At 41.8% G+C, this 18,735-nt stretch carries 18 protein-coding genes and 1 tRNA gene; 18 read left to right on the top strand and 1 reads right to left on the bottom strand.

The window, feature by feature from the left end; translation table 11 throughout:
* Positions 1–242: 242 nt before the first annotated feature.
* The 17 genes from mraZ (at position 243) to ABWO12_RS07550 (ending at position 17,754) form a co-directional block, all read left to right on the top strand.
* On the top strand, positions 243–716 hold the full coding sequence (gene mraZ / locus ABWO12_RS07630) for a division/cell wall cluster transcriptional repressor MraZ (RefSeq protein ID WP_073363067.1): 474 nt from the start codon (positions 243–245) through the stop codon (positions 714–716).
* Positions 703–1,602 carry a 16S rRNA (cytosine(1402)-N(4))-methyltransferase RsmH gene (gene rsmH / locus ABWO12_RS07625; RefSeq protein WP_353088157.1) on the top strand — a complete coding sequence of 300 codons (900 nt, stop codon included), beginning with the start codon at positions 703–705 and terminating at the stop codon, positions 1,600–1,602. Before mraZ ends, rsmH begins: the two co-directional genes overlap by 14 nt.
* Positions 1,599–1,949 carry an FtsL-like putative cell division protein gene (locus ABWO12_RS07620; protein ID WP_287781968.1) on the top strand — a complete coding sequence of 117 codons (351 nt, stop codon included), beginning with the start codon at positions 1,599–1,601 and terminating at the stop codon, positions 1,947–1,949. The genes rsmH and ABWO12_RS07620 overlap by 4 nt, the downstream gene beginning before the upstream one ends.
* Positions 1,937–3,949, top strand: coding sequence for a PASTA domain-containing penicillin-binding protein (locus ABWO12_RS07615; protein WP_353088169.1), 2,013 nt, complete (start codon positions 1,937–1,939; stop codon positions 3,947–3,949). The genes ABWO12_RS07620 and ABWO12_RS07615 overlap by 13 nt, the downstream gene beginning before the upstream one ends.
* Entirely contained in the window at positions 3,949–5,409 is a 1,461-nt protein-coding gene (locus ABWO12_RS07610; RefSeq protein WP_353088156.1) for a UDP-N-acetylmuramoyl-L-alanyl-D-glutamate--2,6-diaminopimelate ligase, read from the top strand. The genes ABWO12_RS07615 and ABWO12_RS07610 overlap by 1 nt, the downstream gene beginning before the upstream one ends.
* Positions 5,410–5,412: 3 nt before the next feature.
* Positions 5,413–6,639, top strand: coding sequence for a phospho-N-acetylmuramoyl-pentapeptide-transferase (gene mraY, locus ABWO12_RS07605; protein WP_353088155.1), 1,227 nt, complete (start codon positions 5,413–5,415; stop codon positions 6,637–6,639).
* 1 nt (position 6,640) lies between these two features.
* A complete protein-coding gene (murD, locus tag ABWO12_RS07600; RefSeq protein ID WP_353088154.1) occupies positions 6,641–7,975 on the top strand; it encodes a UDP-N-acetylmuramoyl-L-alanine--D-glutamate ligase in 1,335 nt (444 codons plus the stop codon).
* Positions 7,976–8,013: 38 nt separating this feature from the next.
* Entirely contained in the window at positions 8,014–8,220 is a 207-nt protein-coding gene (locus tag ABWO12_RS07595) for a four helix bundle protein (protein ID WP_353088153.1), read from the top strand.
* Positions 8,221–8,422: 202 nt separating this feature from the next.
* Positions 8,423–9,712: an FtsW/RodA/SpoVE family cell cycle protein gene (locus ABWO12_RS07590; protein ID WP_353088152.1), complete on the top strand. Its 1,290-nt coding sequence runs from the start codon at positions 8,423–8,425 to the stop codon at positions 9,710–9,712.
* 2 nt (positions 9,713–9,714) lie between these two features.
* Entirely contained in the window at positions 9,715–10,806 is a 1,092-nt protein-coding gene (gene murG, locus ABWO12_RS07585; RefSeq protein WP_353088151.1) for an undecaprenyldiphospho-muramoylpentapeptide beta-N-acetylglucosaminyltransferase, read from the top strand.
* Between the two features lie 148 nt (positions 10,807–10,954).
* Positions 10,955–12,295, top strand: a complete 1,341-nt coding sequence (gene murC / locus ABWO12_RS07580; RefSeq protein ID WP_353088150.1) for a UDP-N-acetylmuramate--L-alanine ligase — start codon at positions 10,955–10,957, stop codon at positions 12,293–12,295.
* Entirely contained in the window at positions 12,286–13,014 is a 729-nt protein-coding gene (locus ABWO12_RS07575) for a cell division protein FtsQ/DivIB (protein WP_353088149.1), read from the top strand. Before murC ends, ABWO12_RS07575 begins: the two co-directional genes overlap by 10 nt.
* Before the next feature lie 28 nt (positions 13,015–13,042).
* Complete coding sequence (gene ftsA / locus ABWO12_RS07570) at positions 13,043–14,428, top strand: cell division protein FtsA (RefSeq protein ID WP_353088148.1); 1,386 nt, start codon at positions 13,043–13,045, stop codon at positions 14,426–14,428.
* A gap of 34 nt (positions 14,429–14,462) precedes the next feature.
* Positions 14,463–16,430: a cell division protein FtsZ gene (ftsZ, locus tag ABWO12_RS07565; protein WP_353088147.1), complete on the top strand. Its 1,968-nt coding sequence runs from the start codon at positions 14,463–14,465 to the stop codon at positions 16,428–16,430.
* A gap of 125 nt (positions 16,431–16,555) precedes the next feature.
* Entirely contained in the window at positions 16,556–17,005 is a 450-nt protein-coding gene (locus tag ABWO12_RS07560) for a GatB/YqeY domain-containing protein (RefSeq protein ID WP_353088146.1), read from the top strand.
* A gap of 23 nt (positions 17,006–17,028) precedes the next feature.
* A tRNA-Arg gene (locus ABWO12_RS07555) sits at positions 17,029–17,102 on the top strand.
* A 232-nt stretch (positions 17,103–17,334) separates the two neighbouring features.
* Positions 17,335–17,754 carry a CBS domain-containing protein gene (locus ABWO12_RS07550; RefSeq protein ID WP_353088145.1) on the top strand — a complete coding sequence of 140 codons (420 nt, stop codon included), beginning with the start codon at positions 17,335–17,337 and terminating at the stop codon, positions 17,752–17,754.
* 26 nt (positions 17,755–17,780) lie between these two features.
* On the opposite strand, the gene rpe is transcribed toward ABWO12_RS07550, so the two are convergent.
* Complete coding sequence (rpe, locus tag ABWO12_RS07545) at positions 17,781–18,440, bottom strand: ribulose-phosphate 3-epimerase (RefSeq protein ID WP_353088144.1); 660 nt, start codon at positions 18,438–18,440, stop codon at positions 17,781–17,783.
* Positions 18,441–18,496: 56 nt separating this feature from the next.
* On the opposite strand from rpe, the gene ABWO12_RS07540 reads away from it, so the two are divergent.
* The coding region (locus ABWO12_RS07540; protein ID WP_353088143.1) for a hypothetical protein at positions 18,497–18,735 on the top strand (239 nt) is incomplete at its 3' end.

Genomic DNA, 18,735 nt, shown 5'->3' with positions numbered 1-18,735 from the left:
CAAAACACTTCAAAACTGTTAAAATCTCCGGAGTGTTTATAGTAAGTATCGATAAACGACGCCGTAAAATGAGTTTTTTTTACCCATTATCCAAAATTGTTAAACTTTTGGTAAAGTACTCTTTTCTGTGTTCTTCATGGATTTTCCTTTAAAGTGGTAAAACTTATCAACAAAGTGGAAAAAAGTGGTAAAAGGTGGTAAAATCTTTCCTATTTTTGTTCCCATACATCCGATTTCGCATAATGAACGCATTAATAGGGACATACGAGTGTAAAGTTGATGCCAAAGGAAGGCTTTTGATGCCTGCGCCTTTGAAGAAGCAACTTGCGGCTGTACTTCAGGACGGTTTCGTGCTGAAGCGCTCGGTATTTCAACCTTGTTTGGAGTTGTACCCTATGGCGGAGTGGAATCTGATGATGCAAAAAATCAACAAGCTCAACAAGTTTGTCAAAAAAAACAACGACTTCATTCGTCGCTTTACAGCGGGAGTTAAAGTGGTGGAAATTGACAACTTGGGTCGCTTATTAGTCCCCAAAGACTTAACCGCTTTTGCCCAAATCTCCAAAGATGTAGTCTTATCATCGGCGGTACATATCGTCGAGATCTGGGATAAAGACTTGTATGAAAAAGCAATTGATGATTCTGTCGTTGACTTTGCAGATTTGGCCGAAGATGTAATGGGAAATGTAAACGACGATGATCATGGACTATCATAACCCCGTATTGTTGCAGGAAACCGTTGACGGTTTGGCAATTCGTCCCGATGGCGTCTATGTTGACGTGACCTTTGGAGGCGGGGGACATTCGCGTGAAATTTTACGCCGTTTGGGTCCGGATGGAAAACTATTTGCTTTTGATCAAGATGAAGATGCTTGGGCCAATGCGATCGACGATTCACGGTTCACTTTGATTCCCGAAAACTTCCGATATCTTAAACGCTTTCTCCGATTTCATGGAGTTCGTGCCGTCGATGGGATATTGGCCGATTTAGGGGTTTCGTCCCACCAGTTTGATGTGCCCGAGCGCGGATTTTCAACGCGTTTTGAGGCAAAATTGGACATGCGAATGAGTCAGCAAAATGAATTAGACGCCTATCAAGTCATCAACACCTATGATGAAAGTGCGTTGCGCAGTATGTTTTTGTTGTATGGCGAACTCAAACAAGCTCCCGCTTTTGCGCGAACAATCGTCGAAGCACGCAGTCAAAAACCGATTGAAACCACCGCCGATTTGAAACAGGTTTTAGCCAAATATTTACCCGCACATTTGAGTAATAAAATTTTGGCACAAATCTATCAAGCCATTCGTATTGAAGTGAATCAAGAAATGGAAGTGCTCAAAGATTTTTTGACACAATCCCTAGAAGTATTGCGCCCTGGAGGACGATTGAGTGTGATTTCATACCATTCTTTGGAAGATCGTTTGGTGAAACGCTATGTCAAAAACGGAATGTTTGAAGGCGAACCCGAACGCGATTTCTTTGGGAATTATTCGGTGCCTTTCAAAACTATTGGGAAGCTCATCGTGCCTAGTGCCGCAGAAATTAGTACAAACAATCGTGCGCGCAGTGCGAAACTACGAATAGCCGAAAAATTAGGATGAAACGAGGAATTTACAGCTTACTAAAAGCCCGATTTCTAGTGGATGAGTCCGCCTCACAAAACTGGCGGTTTATCCTTTTTCTGATTTTATTGGCCATTATCATGATCGCCAATACCCATCGGTATGAACAAAAGGTGTTTCGTATCGCCGAATTGAATAATGAAGTAAAAGAATTGCGTTCGCGATTTGTTGATCGCCGTTCGCAATTGATGAAACTTCGTATGGAGTCGACTATTTCACAAAAAATGGAAGCCCGTGGGATCAAACCTTCTCCCGTGCCTCCGCAGAAGATAACTGTAACTAAAAAAGAATCGAAAGGATTTTGGAGTTCCCTATGGCAGGAGTAAACAACGATAAAGCACTTTCTTACCGAACCTACCTTACCGCGTTGGTCTTTTTCCTCATGGCGATTGCTATCGTGGTAAAATTGACCAATATCCAGTGGGTAGAGGGACCCTATTACCGAAAGTTAGCCAAAGAACGTTCGGTAAAAACCTTTGTTATTCCAGCCAATAAAGGCAATATCTATTCTGCCGACGGAAGTTTATTAGCGACTTCCATTCCCAATTACACCATTCGCTTTGATGCGATGGCGCCTAAACCGGAAGATTTTGAAGCCCATGTCCCCGATTTAGCACAAGCCTTATCCAAGATGTTGGGCAAACCCGCCTCACACTACCAAGATATGTTGCGCAAAGCGCGCGCCAACAAAAACCGATACTTGTTTATCGCTGATGATTTGACCTACACGCAGTACATGGACTTCAAAGCGATGCCCTTGTTCAATAAAGGAGCCTACAAAGGCGGTATGATTGTAGAACAACATACCGTTCGGGAGCATCCTATTGGAAAAGTGGCCGAACGTACCATTGGTTACGAACGTGTTTTGGACGATGGTACAGTAAAACGTATCGGAATTGAAGGGGCGTTTAGCAAGTATTTACGAGGAGAAGATGGTAAAATTTTGAAACAAAAAATTGCCAAAGGTCAATGGAAACCCATTCGTGATGAAAATGAAAAAGAACCGCACGACGGTTACGATGTAATTTCAACCATCGATGTTTTCATTCAGGATATCGCCCACCATGCCTTACTAAAGCAATTGGAAGAATACGGTGCTGAGCACGGCTGTGTGGTGGTTATGGAGACCAAAACGGGCTATGTACGTGCGATTTCCAATTTGGGTCGTGATGAAAAATCAGGCAACTACTACGAAACCCTCAACTATGCGGTGATGGAGTCGCACGAACCTGGTTCTACGTTCAAACTAGTAGATATGATCGCCTTGTTGGAGGATAAAAAAGTGGACACGAGTAGGGTGTATAATACCAACGGCGGGGTGATAACGTACCGAGGTAAAAAAGTACGCGATTCTCATGAGGGAGGCTATGGAAGCATCTCTTTAGCGCGCGGATTTGAAGTTTCGTCCAACACCGTCTTGGTTCAAGCGGTTTATGAAAATTATAAAAACAATCCTAAACAGTTCGTCGATCGCATCGACCGCATGGGATTGAATAAACCCTTGGGATTACCTATTAAAGGCGAAGGCGTTCCGTTTATCCCACATCCCGGTGAAAAGGGTTGGAGTGCAATTGCATTACCCTGGATGGCTTTTGGCTACGGGGTTTCGGTGACGCCACTTCAAACATTAACCTTGTACAATGCCATCGCCAACAATGGAGAAATGGTAAAACCCTTGTTCGTTTCTGAGATTAAAGAATGGAACAATACCATAAAAAAATACAATAAAGAAGTGATAAACCGACGCATCTGTTCGCCAGAAACCATAAAAAAGTTGAAGGCGATTATGGAAAATGTAGTCAAACGCGGTACGGGTTCAAAGTTGTATTCCAAAGATTTCTCTATGGCGGGAAAAACGGGAACGGCTCAAGCCAATTACGCTAAAAATGGGGGCAATGAAAAGCATTACATTTCGTCATTTGTGGGCTTTTTCCCTGCCGATAAACCAAAGTATTCGTGTATCGTTGTGGTACACAAACCCAACACGTCCAACAACAATTACTATGGCGCCGATGTAGCGGGTCCTGTATTCAAACGTATTGCGCAGAAGATTTTTACCGATGCGCCCGCCATGAATAAAGTGCACAATGTAGATGCCAAAATTGCCCATCAAGAACAACAATACAATGCCTACTATCAAAAATTGCAAAAAACCAAAAATACCATGCCCAATCTGAAAGGGATGCCCGGCATGGATGCCATTGCTTTGTTAGAAAATATGGGCATGAAAGTTAAAGTCAAAGGGATAGGGAAAGTGAAGTCCCAATCGTTGCGACCTGGAGAAATCCTACGAAAAAACATACCCATCACCCTAGAATTATCATAATGCAACTCAAAGATTTACTCTACCGCGTAGCTTTAGAATCGGTCAAAGGACCGACCGATATTCCTGTGGCTAAGATTGAATTTGATTCCCGCAAAGTTACTCCAGGGGATGTGTTCGTAGCCTTACGCGGGACGCTAGCCAATGGGCATGATTTTATAGAAAAAGCAATCACTTTGGGAGCAGTAGCGGTGGTATGTGATACGCTTCCCGAAACGCTTTTACCCCAAATCACCTATATTCAAGTGGCCGATACCAATACGGCTTTGGCATGGATGGCGAATAACTTTTATGATAATCCTTCTACCAAATTACAATTGGTAGGCGTAACGGGAACAAATGGGAAGACCACCATTGCAACACTGTTGTATCAAATGTTTAAAAAAGCCGGATTCAAAGTCGGATTGCTTTCCACCGTAAAAGTGATGGTCGATACCCACGAATTTCCTGCCACACATACCACGCCCGATTCCCTCACGATCAACCGGTATTTGGCTGAAATGGCTGAGGTGGGATGTGAATATTGTTTCATGGAAGTAAGTTCCCATGGGGTACACCAAAAGCGAACCGAAGGATTGGTGTTCAAAGGAGGCATTTTTACCAACCTAACCCATGATCATTTGGATTACCACAACACTTTCACCGAATACCGTGATGTGAAGAAATCATTTTTTGATCACTTGCCCAAAACCGCTTTTGCGCTCATCAATATCGACGATAAAAACGGTGCCGTTATGATTCAAAATACGGGCGCTCGAACTCTTTCGTATGCCTTGAAATCAATGGCCGACTATAAAGCCCAGGTGTTGGAAAATCAGTTGTCGGGTTTGCTTTTAAAAATCAACGAGCAAGAAGTTTGGGTCAAATTAATAGGATCCTTCAATGCCTACAATGTCTTAGCTATATATGGGGTTGCCATTGAGTTGGGACTCGAAAAATCAGAGGCTTTACGTCTTTTGTCCGAATTGGAAAGTGTTTCTGGACGCTTTCAGTTTGTCGTTTCGCCCAACCAAATTACGGCTATCGTCGATTATGCCCACACGCCCGATGCTCTAGCCAATGTGCTTAAAACGATTGGCGATATTCGTACCCGCAACGAACAGTTAATTACCGTAGTTGGTTGTGGTGGTGATCGCGACAAAACTAAGCGTCCGATTATGGCCAATATTGCCGCGGAACATAGCGACAAAGTCATTTTTACCTCGGATAATCCACGTACGGAAGACCCGCAACAAATCGTAACCGAGATGGAAGCTGGTGTGGAACCCCAATATTTCAAAAAAACCCTTTCGATTTTAGATCGAAAACAAGCCATAAAAACCGCATGTCAAATGGCTCAACCCCACGATATTATTCTGATTGCTGGTAAAGGTCACGAAACCTACCAGGAAATCAATGGGGTGCGCCACGATTTTGATGATTTAAAGATAGTTACCGAATTCCTCCAACGCTTAAATTCCTAACCCATGCTTTACTATTTGTTTGATTATCTCGATAAACAATTGGATGTGCCCGGCGCAGGGGTGTTTCAATACATCACCTTTCGTTCGGCCTTAGCGCTCATTCTTTCGTTAATGATTTCTACCATTTACGGAAAGAAAATCATCAATTTTTTACGCAACCAACAAGTGGGTGAAACCATTCGAGAACTGGGTTTGGAAGGACAAACACAAAAGGCAGGTACGCCAACAATGGGAGGATTAATTATCATTATTGCTACGCTCATTCCCGTTTTATTGTTGACCAAATTGAATAACATCTATGTAATCCTGTTGGTTGTCACCACCCTTTGGATGGGAACCATTGGCTTTATTGACGACTATATTAAAATTTTCAAAAAAGACAAACAAGGCTTAAAAGGAATTTTTAAAGTCATCGGTCAAGTCGGTTTGGGATTGATTGTTGGGTCAGTCTTGTATTTTCACCCGGGAGTAACCGTTCGTGAAAAGTCGACGGCGCCTATAACGTTCAATCAAACAAAAAGTACGATTGCCCCCACAACCAAAGAAATCAAATCGACCACAACGACTATTCCGTTCATGAAAAATAACGAATTGGAGTACGCGCAAATTTTAAAGCCATTCACCGACGATTACCATCAATGGGCTTGGTTGGTGTTTATTCCGATTGTGATATTTATCATCACGGCGGTTTCGAATGGAGCCAATCTTACCGACGGAATTGATGGTCTCGCGGCAGGAACTTCGGCCATATCAGTGCTCGCGTTGGGAATTTTTGCGTTCATCTCCGGGAACATCATTTTATCAAGCTATTTGAATGTCATGTACATCCCCAATTCGGGAGAAATGACGGTATTTATTGCTGCTTTTGTTGGCGCCTTGGTCGGTTTCCTTTGGTACAATTCGTATCCCGCATCAGTGTTTATGGGTGATACGGGGAGTCTTACCATCGGCGGAATCATTGCTGTACTCGCTATTTCTGTTCGAAAAGAAATGCTTTTGCCTGTTTTGTGTGCCATTTTCTTTGCCGAAAGCGCCTCGGTGATTATTCAGGTTTCCTATTTCAAGTACACCAAGAAACGATTTGGGGTGGGACGACGGGTTTTTCTAATGTCGCCTTTGCACCATCATTATCAGAAAAAAGGCTACCATGAAAGTAAAATTGTAACCCGCTTTTGGATTGTTACGATTATGCTCGCTATTGTCGCTATTGTCACTTTAAAATTACGCTAGAATGAAACGATTGGTTGTGCTTGGCGGGGGTGAAAGTGGCGTTGGAACTGCCATTTTGGGTCAGAAAAAAGGATACGAGGTGTTTGTGTCCGATTTTGGAGCGATCAAGCAAAATTATAAAGACGTTCTTACACAACACCAAATTCCATGGGAAGACAACCAACACACGGAAGATTTGATTCTCAACGCCGATGTGGTGATGAAAAGTCCAGGGATTCCTGATAAAGCGCCCATCGTGAAGAAGTTGGTGGGAAAAGGAATTGCCGTGATTTCTGAAATCGAGTTTGCCTACCCATACACCGAGGCTATAACGATCGGAATTACAGGAAGTAATGGCAAAACGACCACCACGATGCTCACTTATCATTTGCTTAAAGAAGGCGGATTGAATGTCGGCTTGGGTGGAAATATCGGGAAAAGTTTTGCATGGCAAGTGGCCGAAGAAAATTACGATTGCTATGTGCTTGAATTGAGCAGTTTCCAGCTGGATGGTATCGTGCATTACAAACCCCATATTGCGATCATTACCAACATTAGCCCCGATCATTTGGACCGCTATGAGTATAAGTATGAAAACTACATTGCTTCCAAATTTCGTATAACGATGAATCAAACCGTGGATGATTACCTCATTTACGACAACGATGACGAAGCCATTAGCCGGTGGCTCCAAAATAATACAATCAATGCAAAAACTATTCCGTTTTCGGTAACGAAAGTGCTTAAAAACGGAGCTTATTTAAACGACAAAACTATGGAAATCAACATCAACCAAGAGGAGTTCATGATGGAAACTGCTCAAATTTCATTAGAAGGAAAACACAATTTAAAAAACGCAATGGCAGCGACCTCTGTGGCGCAACTCATGCGTATTCGCAAACAAACCATTCGGGAGAGTTTGTCCAATTTCCAAGGGGTAGAACACCGTTTGGAAAAAGTGTTGAAAATCCAAAATGTACAATACATCAACGATAGTAAGGCGACCAATGTCAATGCTACCTATTTTGCCTTGGAAAGCATGACTACACCTACCGTGTGGATTGTAGGGGGTGTTGATAAAGGCAACGATTATACCGAATTGATGGCTTTGGTTCATGAAAAAGTGAAAGCCATTATTTGTTTGGGTGTTGAAAATAAAAAAATCATCGATGCTTTCGGAAATGTAGTAGACATGATGGTGGAAGTCGATAATATGCGCGATGCCGTGAATACTGCCAAACACATTGCCGAAAAAGGCGATACGGTGCTTTTGTCTCCTGCATGTGCGAGTTTTGACTTGTTTGAAAACTATGAAGACCGCGGACGTCAGTTCAAAGATGCCGTTCGGAATTTATAAATTTTAGATTTCAGATTTTAGAATTTAGATTAAGTAAAATGGGAAGTGAAGTTTTAAAAGAGCGAACAAAACAGTTTGCTTTAGCTATTCTAAAATTGGTGGAATGTTTATCCGGTCAAAAATCGCAAAACATCATTGCTAATCAAATCGTACGTAGTGCAACATCAGTGGGAGCTAATTATAGAGCAGCATGCCGTTCGAGAAGTGATAAAGAATTTGTTTCAAAAATGAATATTGTTCTATAAGAAGCCAATGAAGTAGGATATTGGTTGGAAATTATTCAAGAAGTGAAATGGATTAAAGAAGCAGAATTGAAAAGCTTGTTAAAGGAGTAAAAAGAAATGGTAGCTATTGTAGTCGTTTCAATGAAAACCATTAACGCTCGTTTAAACAACTCTTGACTAGGAGCAGTTTTATGACTCTAAATTCTAAACTCTAAATTAATAAATGAAAAACCTAATTAACAGCTTACACGGAGATAAAGTCATTTGGGCGCTGGTCGCCTTCTTGGCAGTGTTTTCCTTTATGCCAGTATTTAGCGCCAGTAGTAATTTGGCCTATATGCGTCATGGTACAGGAAACACGCTTACCTACCTGATTAAGCATGCGGTGCATATCATCATTGGTTTTTTTATTATCTATAAAATACACAAAGTTCCTTACCATTATTTCAGAGGGGTGTCTCGAATAGCATTGCCCTTTGTCTGGCTATTGTTGGGCTACACACTAGTCAAAGGAACCGTAATCGATGGGGCCAATGCGAGTCGTTGGATTCAAATTCCGTTTCTGGGCATTTCGTTCCAAACGTCAACCTTTGCAGCGATAGTGTTGTACGTATATGTCGCACGCTACCTCTCTAAAACTCGGGAAATACCACTCAAGTTTAAAAATTCATTAGTCGACCTTTGGCTTCCGGTATTCATCACCTTAGGATTGATTTTTCCAGCCAATTTCTCCACGGCGGCCTTGTTGTTTGCCATGGTGCTTATGATTGCTTTTATTGGGAAGTATCCGTTGCAATATATCGGGCTAATATTGGCCTTAGCGGTCGCGGCAGCTTCGTTTTTTGTTCTGCTAGTCATTGCTTTTCCCAAAGCCTTCCCCAACCGCGTCGATACGTGGAAGAGTCGTATTGAAAATTTTACCTCCGACAAACCCGGTGAGGATGATTATCAAATAGAAAAGGCCAAAATCGCTATAGCTTCGGGTAATGTTTATGGGTTGGGACCCGGGAAAAGTGTCCAAAAAAACTTTCTGCCGCAATCGTCTTCCGATTTTATTTATGCCATTATCGTAGAGGAATATGGGTTGATGGGCGGATTGACGATCCTGTTTTTTTACATGCTCTTGCTCTTCCGATTTGTAATAGCTTCACACAAAGCCAATACGCTCTTTGGCAAATTGGTCGTCATCGGTCTCGGTTTTCCGATTGTTTTTCAAGCGTTAATCAATATGGCGGTAGCGGTTGAATTGTTGCCCGTTACTGGACAAACCCTACCTTTAATCAGTTCGGGAGGTAGCTCGGTATGGATGACTTGTATTGCTCTGGGGATTATCTTGAGTGTGACCAAAAAAGAAGAGGAAATTGCTCAAGAAGAAGCCGATAAACAACGTCGTGAGGAAGCTTTACAACGTTTGATCGACAAGCAATTATTGGAAGAAGAAGAAGCCGAACGTGCTGGAAGCCAGGGACAAAATGAAGATGATAATCCCATGAATGCTGTTTTAAATCGTTAGCCATGAAAAAGTATAAATTCATATTGAGCGGTGGGGGAACTGGTGGACATATTTATCCGGCCATTGCCATTGCGAATGCGTTAAAACAACGCTTTCCTGACGCTGATTTTCTTTTTGTTGGCGCCGAGGATAAAATGGAAATGCAGAAAGTACCTCAAGCAGGTTATTCTATTGAAGGATTGTGGATTGCAGGATTACAACGAAAACTCACGCTGCAAAATATGATGTTTCCGTTTAAATTGTTGAGCAGTTTATGGAAGTCCCGACGTATTTTGAATCGTTTTCAACCCGATGTGGTCATCGGAACAGGGGGATTTGCTAGCGGCCCTTTATTGCAAATGGCCAATAGTAAAGGCATTCCTACCTTGATTCAAGAGCAAAATTCCTATCCGGGCATTACCAATAAATTGTTGAGTAAAAAAGCAAATGCGATTTGTGTGGCGTATGAAAACTTAGAGCGCTTTTTTCCTAAAGAGAAAATTGTAATTACAGGGAATCCCGTGCGTCAAGATTTGCTTGAATTGTCGGATAAACGGGAAGAAGGACAATCGTATTTTAAACTAGACCCAAACAAGAAAACGCTACTGGTGCTTGGCGGAAGTTTAGGCGCTCGTCGCATTAACCAATTGTTGGCGAAAGAAATTGATTTTTTGTTGGAACAAGGGGTTCAAGTGTATTGGCAATGTGGAAAACTCTATTTTGAAGAATACAAGCAATTTAATGAAAAACCGAATGTGCAAGTGACTGCTTTTATTGACCGAATGGATTTGATTTATGCCGCGGCCGACGTGGTGATTTCGCGAGCAGGCGCTTCTTCGGTTTCAGAATTGTGTTTGGTAGGAAAGCCAACGTTGTTTATCCCTTCGCCCAATGTTGCCGAGGACCATCAAACCAAAAATGCTAAGGCAATTGTGGATAAAAATGCAGCGGTATTGTTACGAGAGGACGAATTAGATGAAAAATTTGAAAGCACCTTTTCAAAGTTGTTGTCAGATGAAAATTGGCAGCAGGAATTGCGTCAAAATATTAAAAAGTTGGCCAAACCCAATGCTACTCGTGATATCGTTGAAGAAATAATAAAACTGTTGCAATAGCAATGACAAAGCAATGACAATTAAAAAATGACAATAGCAATAAAAATGAAAAGAGTCATAGTAATGAATATCATCGCCATTGATTTTAGAAATTGATTTTTGACATTGACATTGAACTTTGACATTGAAATTGAATTTTAACATTAACATGAATCTAAACCAAATCCATAACGTCTATTTTATCGGGATCGGAGGCATCGGGATGAGTGCCTTAGCGCGTTATTTTCAATTCATTGGGAAAAAAGTTGCGGGTTACGATAAAACGCCTACACGTCTCACGGATGAGTTGGTTGCAGGAGGTATGCCTATTCATTTTGAAGATTCTATAGCAGCGATTCCGCCGTCTTTTACGAAAGACACTACACTGGTGGTCGTTACGCCCGCCATTCCCAAAAATCATGCGGAGTGGAACTATTTGGTAGAAAAAGGCTTTGTCATCAAAAAGCGGGCAGAAGTTTTAGGCTTAATTACCCAAGGAACCTATTGTTTTGCAGTGGCAGGAACGCACGGAAAAACTACTACGTCAAGTATTTTGGGTCATATTCTCTATGAAAGCGGTGCCGATGTGACCGCCTTTTTGGGAGGAATTGTTGAAAATTACCATTCCAATTTAATTGGACAAGGAAAAACAATTTCGGTGGTTGAAGCCGATGAATTTGATCGTTCCTTTTTGCATTTACATCCTGATTTGGCCTGTGTAACCTCAATGGATGCTGACCATTTGGATATCTATGGAGATGCCTCGGCCATAGAGGAATCCTTCCGAGAATTTGCTGCAAAAGTTTACAATCCAAAGCATTTGTTTGTGCCTAAAGGATTGCCCTTGGAGGGAACAACCTTGGGGATTAATGAAGAAGCCGATTTTGTTGCGCATCATATTCGGGTGGAAAACAGCGCCTATGTTTTTGATGTTAAAACACCAACAGATACGATTTACAATATTGCCTTTGGATTGCCAGGGCATCACAATTTAATGAATGCCTTAACTGCTTTAGCAATGGCTTACACGTACGGCACCCCAACCAGTTCCATTGCTAAAGCTTTGGCTTCATTTCAAGGCGTGCAACGTCGTTTTTCGTATCAAATTAAAACTCCAGAGAAGGTGTATATTGACGATTATGCGCATCATCCGACGGAAATTAATGCGGTACATCAAGCGGTACGCGAATTGTATCCTGGGAAAAAGGTAACGGCAATTTTTCAACCTCATTTGTTCAGCCGAACACAGGATTTTATTGACGGTTTTGCAACTAGTTTATCCCAGTTTGACGAAGTGATTTTGTTGGACATATATCCAGCGCGTGAATTGCCTATCGAAGGGGTAACATCGGCTTGGTTAATGAGTAAGATGACGCTTACTGAGGTGAGACTTTTGAGTAAGGAAGAACTTATGTTGCAAATCCCACAAATTAACGCTCCTGTCTTGGTAACGATAGGGGCTGGCGATATTGGAGAAATGGTTCCAGAAATTAAAAAAATATGGGAATAAATAGCAACACTTGGTCCACCATTCGATTGGTGCTTATCCTTGGATTGGCGGGGTTTTTGTATGCTTTTTCCTCGCTGCGCAATGGCCGTCGAACCCTGCAAAAAACAGAGGTTGTTTTTGTAGGCGAAAGCAACAGTTTTATGCGCCAGGAAACGGTTAATAAATTGTTAATAGAAAATAAAAGAGACCTGCGAAGCATTGCTAAAGAGCAATTAAATTTGGATAAATTGGAGTCTTCTGTCAATAAAAATCCAATGGTTGAGAAATCAGAGGTTTATGTAAGTGTTGACGGAGTATTGCGGGCTGAGGTCGTGCAACGAACGCCTGTAGCGCGCTTAATGGTGGGCGAAACGTCGTATTATTTGGATAAGGATGGAAAACAAATGCCTTTATCCAATCATTACACCGCCAGAGTCCCCTTGCTGACAGGTTCAATCACCAATGAAGTGATGCCGAAGCTTACCGCAGTAATGGCAATGATGCAGAAGGATCCATTTTTGAAAAAAAATATCATTAGTGTACGCGTGTTAAACGATAAAAGTCTGGAAATGACTTCACGCAATCACCCATTTGTCATTGAATTTGGGCAATTGGTGCACTCGGAACGAAAGTTTTTGAATTACAAAGCTTTCTTCCAAAAAGCGATTAAAGACAGTACATTAGAAAAATATAAACGCATCAATTTACGGTTTATCCACCAAGTTGTATGCACCCGATAAACAAACAATAAGTGACCATTTTTGAACTATGAACCCGAAAGAAAGCATTGCCGTAGGATTAGATATTGGAACAACCAAGATTGTGACCATGATCGGAAAGAAAAACGAGTATGGGAAATTGGAAATTTTGGGCGTTGGAAAAGCCAAAAGTTTGGGCGTTTCCCGTGGGGTTGTAAACAACATTACCCAAACCATTCAATCGATCCAACAAGCGGTATTAGAAGCCGAGGAAAATTCCGGTTACAAAATCAATGATGTAGTCGTTGGGATTGCGGGACAGCACATTCGTAGCATCCAGCATACGGATTATTTGATCCGCAGCAATCCAGAGGAGGTGATTAGCGAAAAGGATATTCAATTGTTGGTCGATCAAGTAAGTCGTTTGGCGATGTTGCCCGGTGAGGAGATTATTCACGTGCTGCCGCAAGAGTTCAAGATTGACGGTCAATCCGACATCAAAGAGCCTATCGGGATGTACGGGGGGCGTTTAGAAGCAAGTTTCCATGTGGTCGTAGGGCAAGCGTCTTCCATCCGAAATATTGGGCGATGTGTCCAAAGTTCGGGTATTGAATTATCGGGCCTAACGCTAGAGCCTTTAGCATCTGCTGATGCCGTATTGAGTCAGGAAGAAAAAGAGGCAGGAGTTGCCTTGATTGATATCGGAGGGGGAACAACCGACTTGGCTATTTTCAAAGATGGAATTATTCGTCACACGGCTGTAATTCCTTTTGGAGGTAATGTGATTACCGAGGACATCAAAGAAGGCTGTTCTATTATCGAAAAGCAAGCAGAGTTGTTGAAATTGAAGTTTGGATCGGCTTGGCCTGGTGAAAATAAAGACAATGAAATCGTTTCGATACCTGGAGTTCGCGGACGTGACCCCAAAGAAATTTCGCTAAAAAACTTATCCAAGATTATTCATGCCCGCGTGGTTGAAATCATTGAGCAAGTTTTTGCCGAAATTAAAGCGTACGGACATGAAAATCCACGTAAGAAATTGATTGCAGGGATTGTGTTGACGGGGGGTGGTTCACAGTTGAAACATGTAAAACAATTGGTTGAATATATCACGGGAATGGACACGCGTATTGGGTATCCCAACGAACATTTGGCCGGAAATTCCAGCGAGGAAATTTCAAGCCCGTTGTATGCGACAGCCGTTGGATTGGTGATGAATAGTGTGGCAAATAATACCCAAAGTGCTTACCGTATTGAATTGCAACAAGCACCTCAACCTGTTGCAGCACCTGTAGCCCCTTCATATGAGGTGCCGCCTGTGGTTTCAGTCACTCAAGAGGTAGAAGAACCTGTAGCGACAACTCCTCAAGCTCCTAGTACAGAGAGTACGATTCGACGATCATTTTTTGATCGCTATGTCGATAAGATTAAAGATTTTTTAGATAACGCAGAATAAGTAGACAGCAAAATACAAACAAAACCAAAATCGTATGATGAGCAACTCAGAATTTGGAAGCATCTCATTTGATTTGCCTAAAAACCAATCAAATGTTATTAAGGTAATCGGTGTTGGCGGCGGCGGAAGCAATGCCATCAACCACATGTTCAAACAAGGAATCAAAGGTGTAGACTTCGTAGTGTGTAACACAGATGCACAGGCTTTGCAAAACAGTCCTGTTCCCAACAAAATCCAATTGGGTGTTGGGTTGACCGAAGGACTTGGTGCTGGAGCCAATCCCGAAGTAGGTCAGCAGTCAGCGATAGAAAGTATTGCCGAGATTGAAAAAATGTTGGACAGCAACACCAAAATGGTTTTCATCACTGCCGGTATGGGAGGTGGAACCGGAACGGGTGCTGCTCCTGTGATTGCTCAATTGGCCAAAGAACGTGATATTCTTACCGTAGGTATTGTGACGATTCCTTTCCAATTTGAAGGAAAAGTTCGTTCTGAACAAGCGATGGCTGGTGTTGAACGTTTACGTAAACAAGTAGATTCGCTCATCGTTATCAATAATAATAAATTACGTGAGGTTTATGGAAATCTTGGTTTCAAAGCTGGGTTCTCCAAAGCCGATGAGGTTTTGTCTACTGCCTCACGTGGAATCGCCGAAGTAATTACGCACCATTATACGCAAAATATCGACTTGAAAGATGCCAAGACGGTATTGTCTAATAGTGGAACAGCTATTATGGGTTCGGCTACTGCGACGGGTGATAACCGTGCCAAAGATGCCATCATTGCGGCCTTAGATTCGCCGTTGTTGAATGATAACAAAATTAATGGTGCCAAAAACGTATTGTTGCTTATCGTTTCGGGTACTAGTGAAATTACCATTGATGAAATTGGTGAAATCAACGATCATATTCAAGCTGAAGCAGGGTTCAATGCCAACATCATTATGGGGGTTGGTGAAGATGAAACCTTGGGAGAAGCTATTGCAGTAACAATTATCGCTACTGGGTTCACCACCGATCAACAAGCGGAGATTGTGAACACAGAGCCCAAAAAAATCATCCATTCTTTGGAAGACGAACAGCGTTTAGTGCGTGATTTAATTCAGCCTTCGGTACCCGTTTTTGAAAGTCCCGTTGAAACTCCCATTACTCCCGTTATTGAAACATCGGCTCCCGTAGAGGAAAAAGTGGTTTTTGAATTGTTGGAAGAAGAGGTGGTTGCACCCGTGTTTACGCCAGCAGTTGATGCAGAAGCATTGATTCCGATGAATGAGTTTATCCGTAATTTGGATGTTACTTTTGAAATTGTTTCTCCAATTAAGGATTTGGATTTCGGATTTACAGCACCCGTTACGCCTTTTCAAGAAATCAAAGTAAACGAACCACAAACCATTTCTTTTGCTGAAGAAACGCAAGCGACGTTGACGTTTGATTTGCCTTTGCAAGTTGATGAAACACCTGTAGCAGAAACGTCAAAATTGGTTTTTGATTTGACGGATGAAACGAAAAATATTCAAGTGAACGAACCTATTGAGTTTGTTCCCATGACTGAAGTTGATCAGGGAGTCATTCGTTACTCTTTGGAAGAGTATATGGAAATTGAGAATGAGCTTTTGGGCACTACAAAACCTGTAGAGCCTGTGGCAAAAGTGGAAGAAAAAGTTGATGAAACACTTCAGTTTACCACCAAAGTGGCTGCTGAACCTGTGATGCCTAAATATGCAGCTGATGAGTTGTCGCCTGTGGAGTTGACCATTGAAGAAACTTTAAAAATGCGCGCAGAAGAACGTCGTCGTAAGTTGAAGGAGTTTAATTATAAATTTCACAACAATCCATCACGTGTGGATGAGTTAGAAAAAGAACCAGCATACAAACGTATGGGCGTTGATTTATCAGCAAACCAGCCCACTTCCAATACGTCTAGAATGTCCATCGGAACTGATAGCAATGACGATGTTCAATTGCGTTCCAACAATTCATTCTTGCACGATAATGTAGATTAAATCATAAGTTAATTAAAGATGGGTAACCCGAAGGAATTGTTTCTTTCGGGTTATTTTTTTACCTTTGGCATCGCAAATTGGCAATTGAAGTATTGCTGGTTTCTAATCCCTTAAAAAACAAAGAAATGAGTTTGGAAAGCCAAATTATGGAAGAAATGAAAAACGCGATGCGTGCCAAGGATACAGTAGCCCTTGAAGCCTTGCGTGCTATTAAATCTGGGATTATATTAGCCAAAACAGAAGCAGGTGCCTCGGATACCCTTTCTGCTGACGATGAAATTAAGTTATTGCAGAAATTGGTGAAGCAACGTAAGGATAGTGCTGCCATTTTTACTGAGCAAGGGCGAACTGATTTGGCCGAACCCGAATTGGCTCAAGTGGCGGTTATTGAAAAGTTTTTACCTGCTCAGATGACAGAGGCTGAGGTAGAAGCGGCTGTAGCTCAAATCCTTGCTGAAAATGGATTCTCAGGAATGGCCGCTATGGGTCAGGTCATGGGCATAGCCTCCAAAGCTTTAGCGGGAAAAACCGATGGAAAAACAATATCTACTATCGTGAAAAAATTGTTGGCTTAATATAAAATTTATAATATCATAACGGCTGCGTAGTTCAATTGGATAGAATATCAGATTTCGGCTCTGAGGGTTGGGGGTTCGAATCCCTTCGCGGTCACGATTAAGTCTCAAACATGCTTATTTACAGCAGTTTGAGACTTTCTTTTTTTATCGCGTGTCATTTGTGTGTCTAAAAACTAATACACATTTTTACTTTTTGGGGGAGCTTACAGACACAACAAAGAGAATCCAAGTCGTTAGTTGTTGCGGAAATCATTATTACTGATTTATATCATATTCTTTCGTTTTGGTATCGACTACCTTTAAGGGATAAATAAATTGAAAGTCTTATGAAAAATCATGTGCCGGTCGCTATGATTATGACCAAAAATGTAATTAAACTCAATAGTACAGACGATCTTACCAAAGCAGAAGCGTTGTTCAAAAAGCATCACATTCGCCATATTCCCGTGGTGCAAGGCAATACCATTGTTGGGATGTTGAGTCTCACCGATTTGTTACGGATTTCTTTCGCCGATGCCGTTGACGAGGATGCGATGGAAGTAGATTCTACAGTCTACAATATGTTTTCGATAGAACAAGTGATGGCGCGCCATTTGGTTACTGTATCGCCTGAGACTACCATTCGAGAGGTTGCCGAAATTTTAGCTTCTCGTGAGTTTCATGCTTTACCTGTTGTATTAGATGAATTATTGGTGGGTATTGTCACGACCACCGATTTGATCAAATACTTATTGGCACAGTATTAAAAAAGGCTCCCTGAGAAGCCTTTGTGTTATCGTGTAATTGATTTCAAATTTTGTATTGTTGCTATCGGGTTTTCCGCGCGGAAGACAAAACTGCCTGCCACCAAAACATCTGCACCGGTAGCCGCCAGTTGTTTTGCGTTTTGGTCGGTGACGCCACCGTCGATTTCGATTAAAGTAGCAGCGCCTCGATCTGTAATCAATTGTTTTAAACGAATAATTTTGTTGTAGGTATGTTCAATAAACGATTGTCCGCCAAACCCAGGATTCACACTCATCAAGCACACTAAATCAATATCTTGGATAATATCGTTTAACACTTCAATAGGGGTATGCGGATTTAAAGCCACTCCCGCTTTCATACCTTCTGCTTTAATGGCTTGAAGGGTACGGTGTAAGTGGGTACAAGCTTCATAATGTACCGTCAGAACATCGGCGCCTAATTTTTTGAAGGTGGTGATGTAACGATCAGGATCGACGATCATTAAATGCACATCAATGGTTTTCGTGGCATTTTTTTGTATCGCTTCCAAAACCGGCATGCCAAACGAAATGTTGGGAACAAAAACGCCATCCATAATATCAATGTGGAACCAATCGGCTTCTGATTGATTAATCATTTCAATATCGCGTTGTAGATTGCCAAAATCAGCGGCCAAAACGGAAGGCGCAAGTAGGGTGTTTTTCATGAGAAAAGAAAATTTGTTGTGTTGTGATGCAAAAGTAGTTAATAAAGTTAGGAGTTATGAATTATGAATTGAAGGAATACGAAATACAGGATACAAAAAATAAAATTACGGACTCGAGGTTGAAAACCGAACAGAGCGAAGTTATACTCGAGCTGGAAGCGAACAGACCGGGTTTTGTTTGCCCTAAAAAAACAAAACTCCGGGTACTCGAGCTGGAAGCGAACAGACCGGGTTTTGTTTGCCCTAAAAAAACAAAACTCTGGTTACTCGAGCTGGAAGCGAACAGACCGGGTTT

It is taken from the genome of Flavobacterium sp., from assembly GCF_040379285.1.
In the GTDB taxonomy this organism is placed as follows: Bacteria; Bacteroidota; Bacteroidia; order Flavobacteriales; family Flavobacteriaceae; genus Flavobacterium.
The sequence above is the reverse complement of the archived record's forward strand: the minus strand, read 5'-3'. Positions and strand labels throughout refer to the sequence as shown.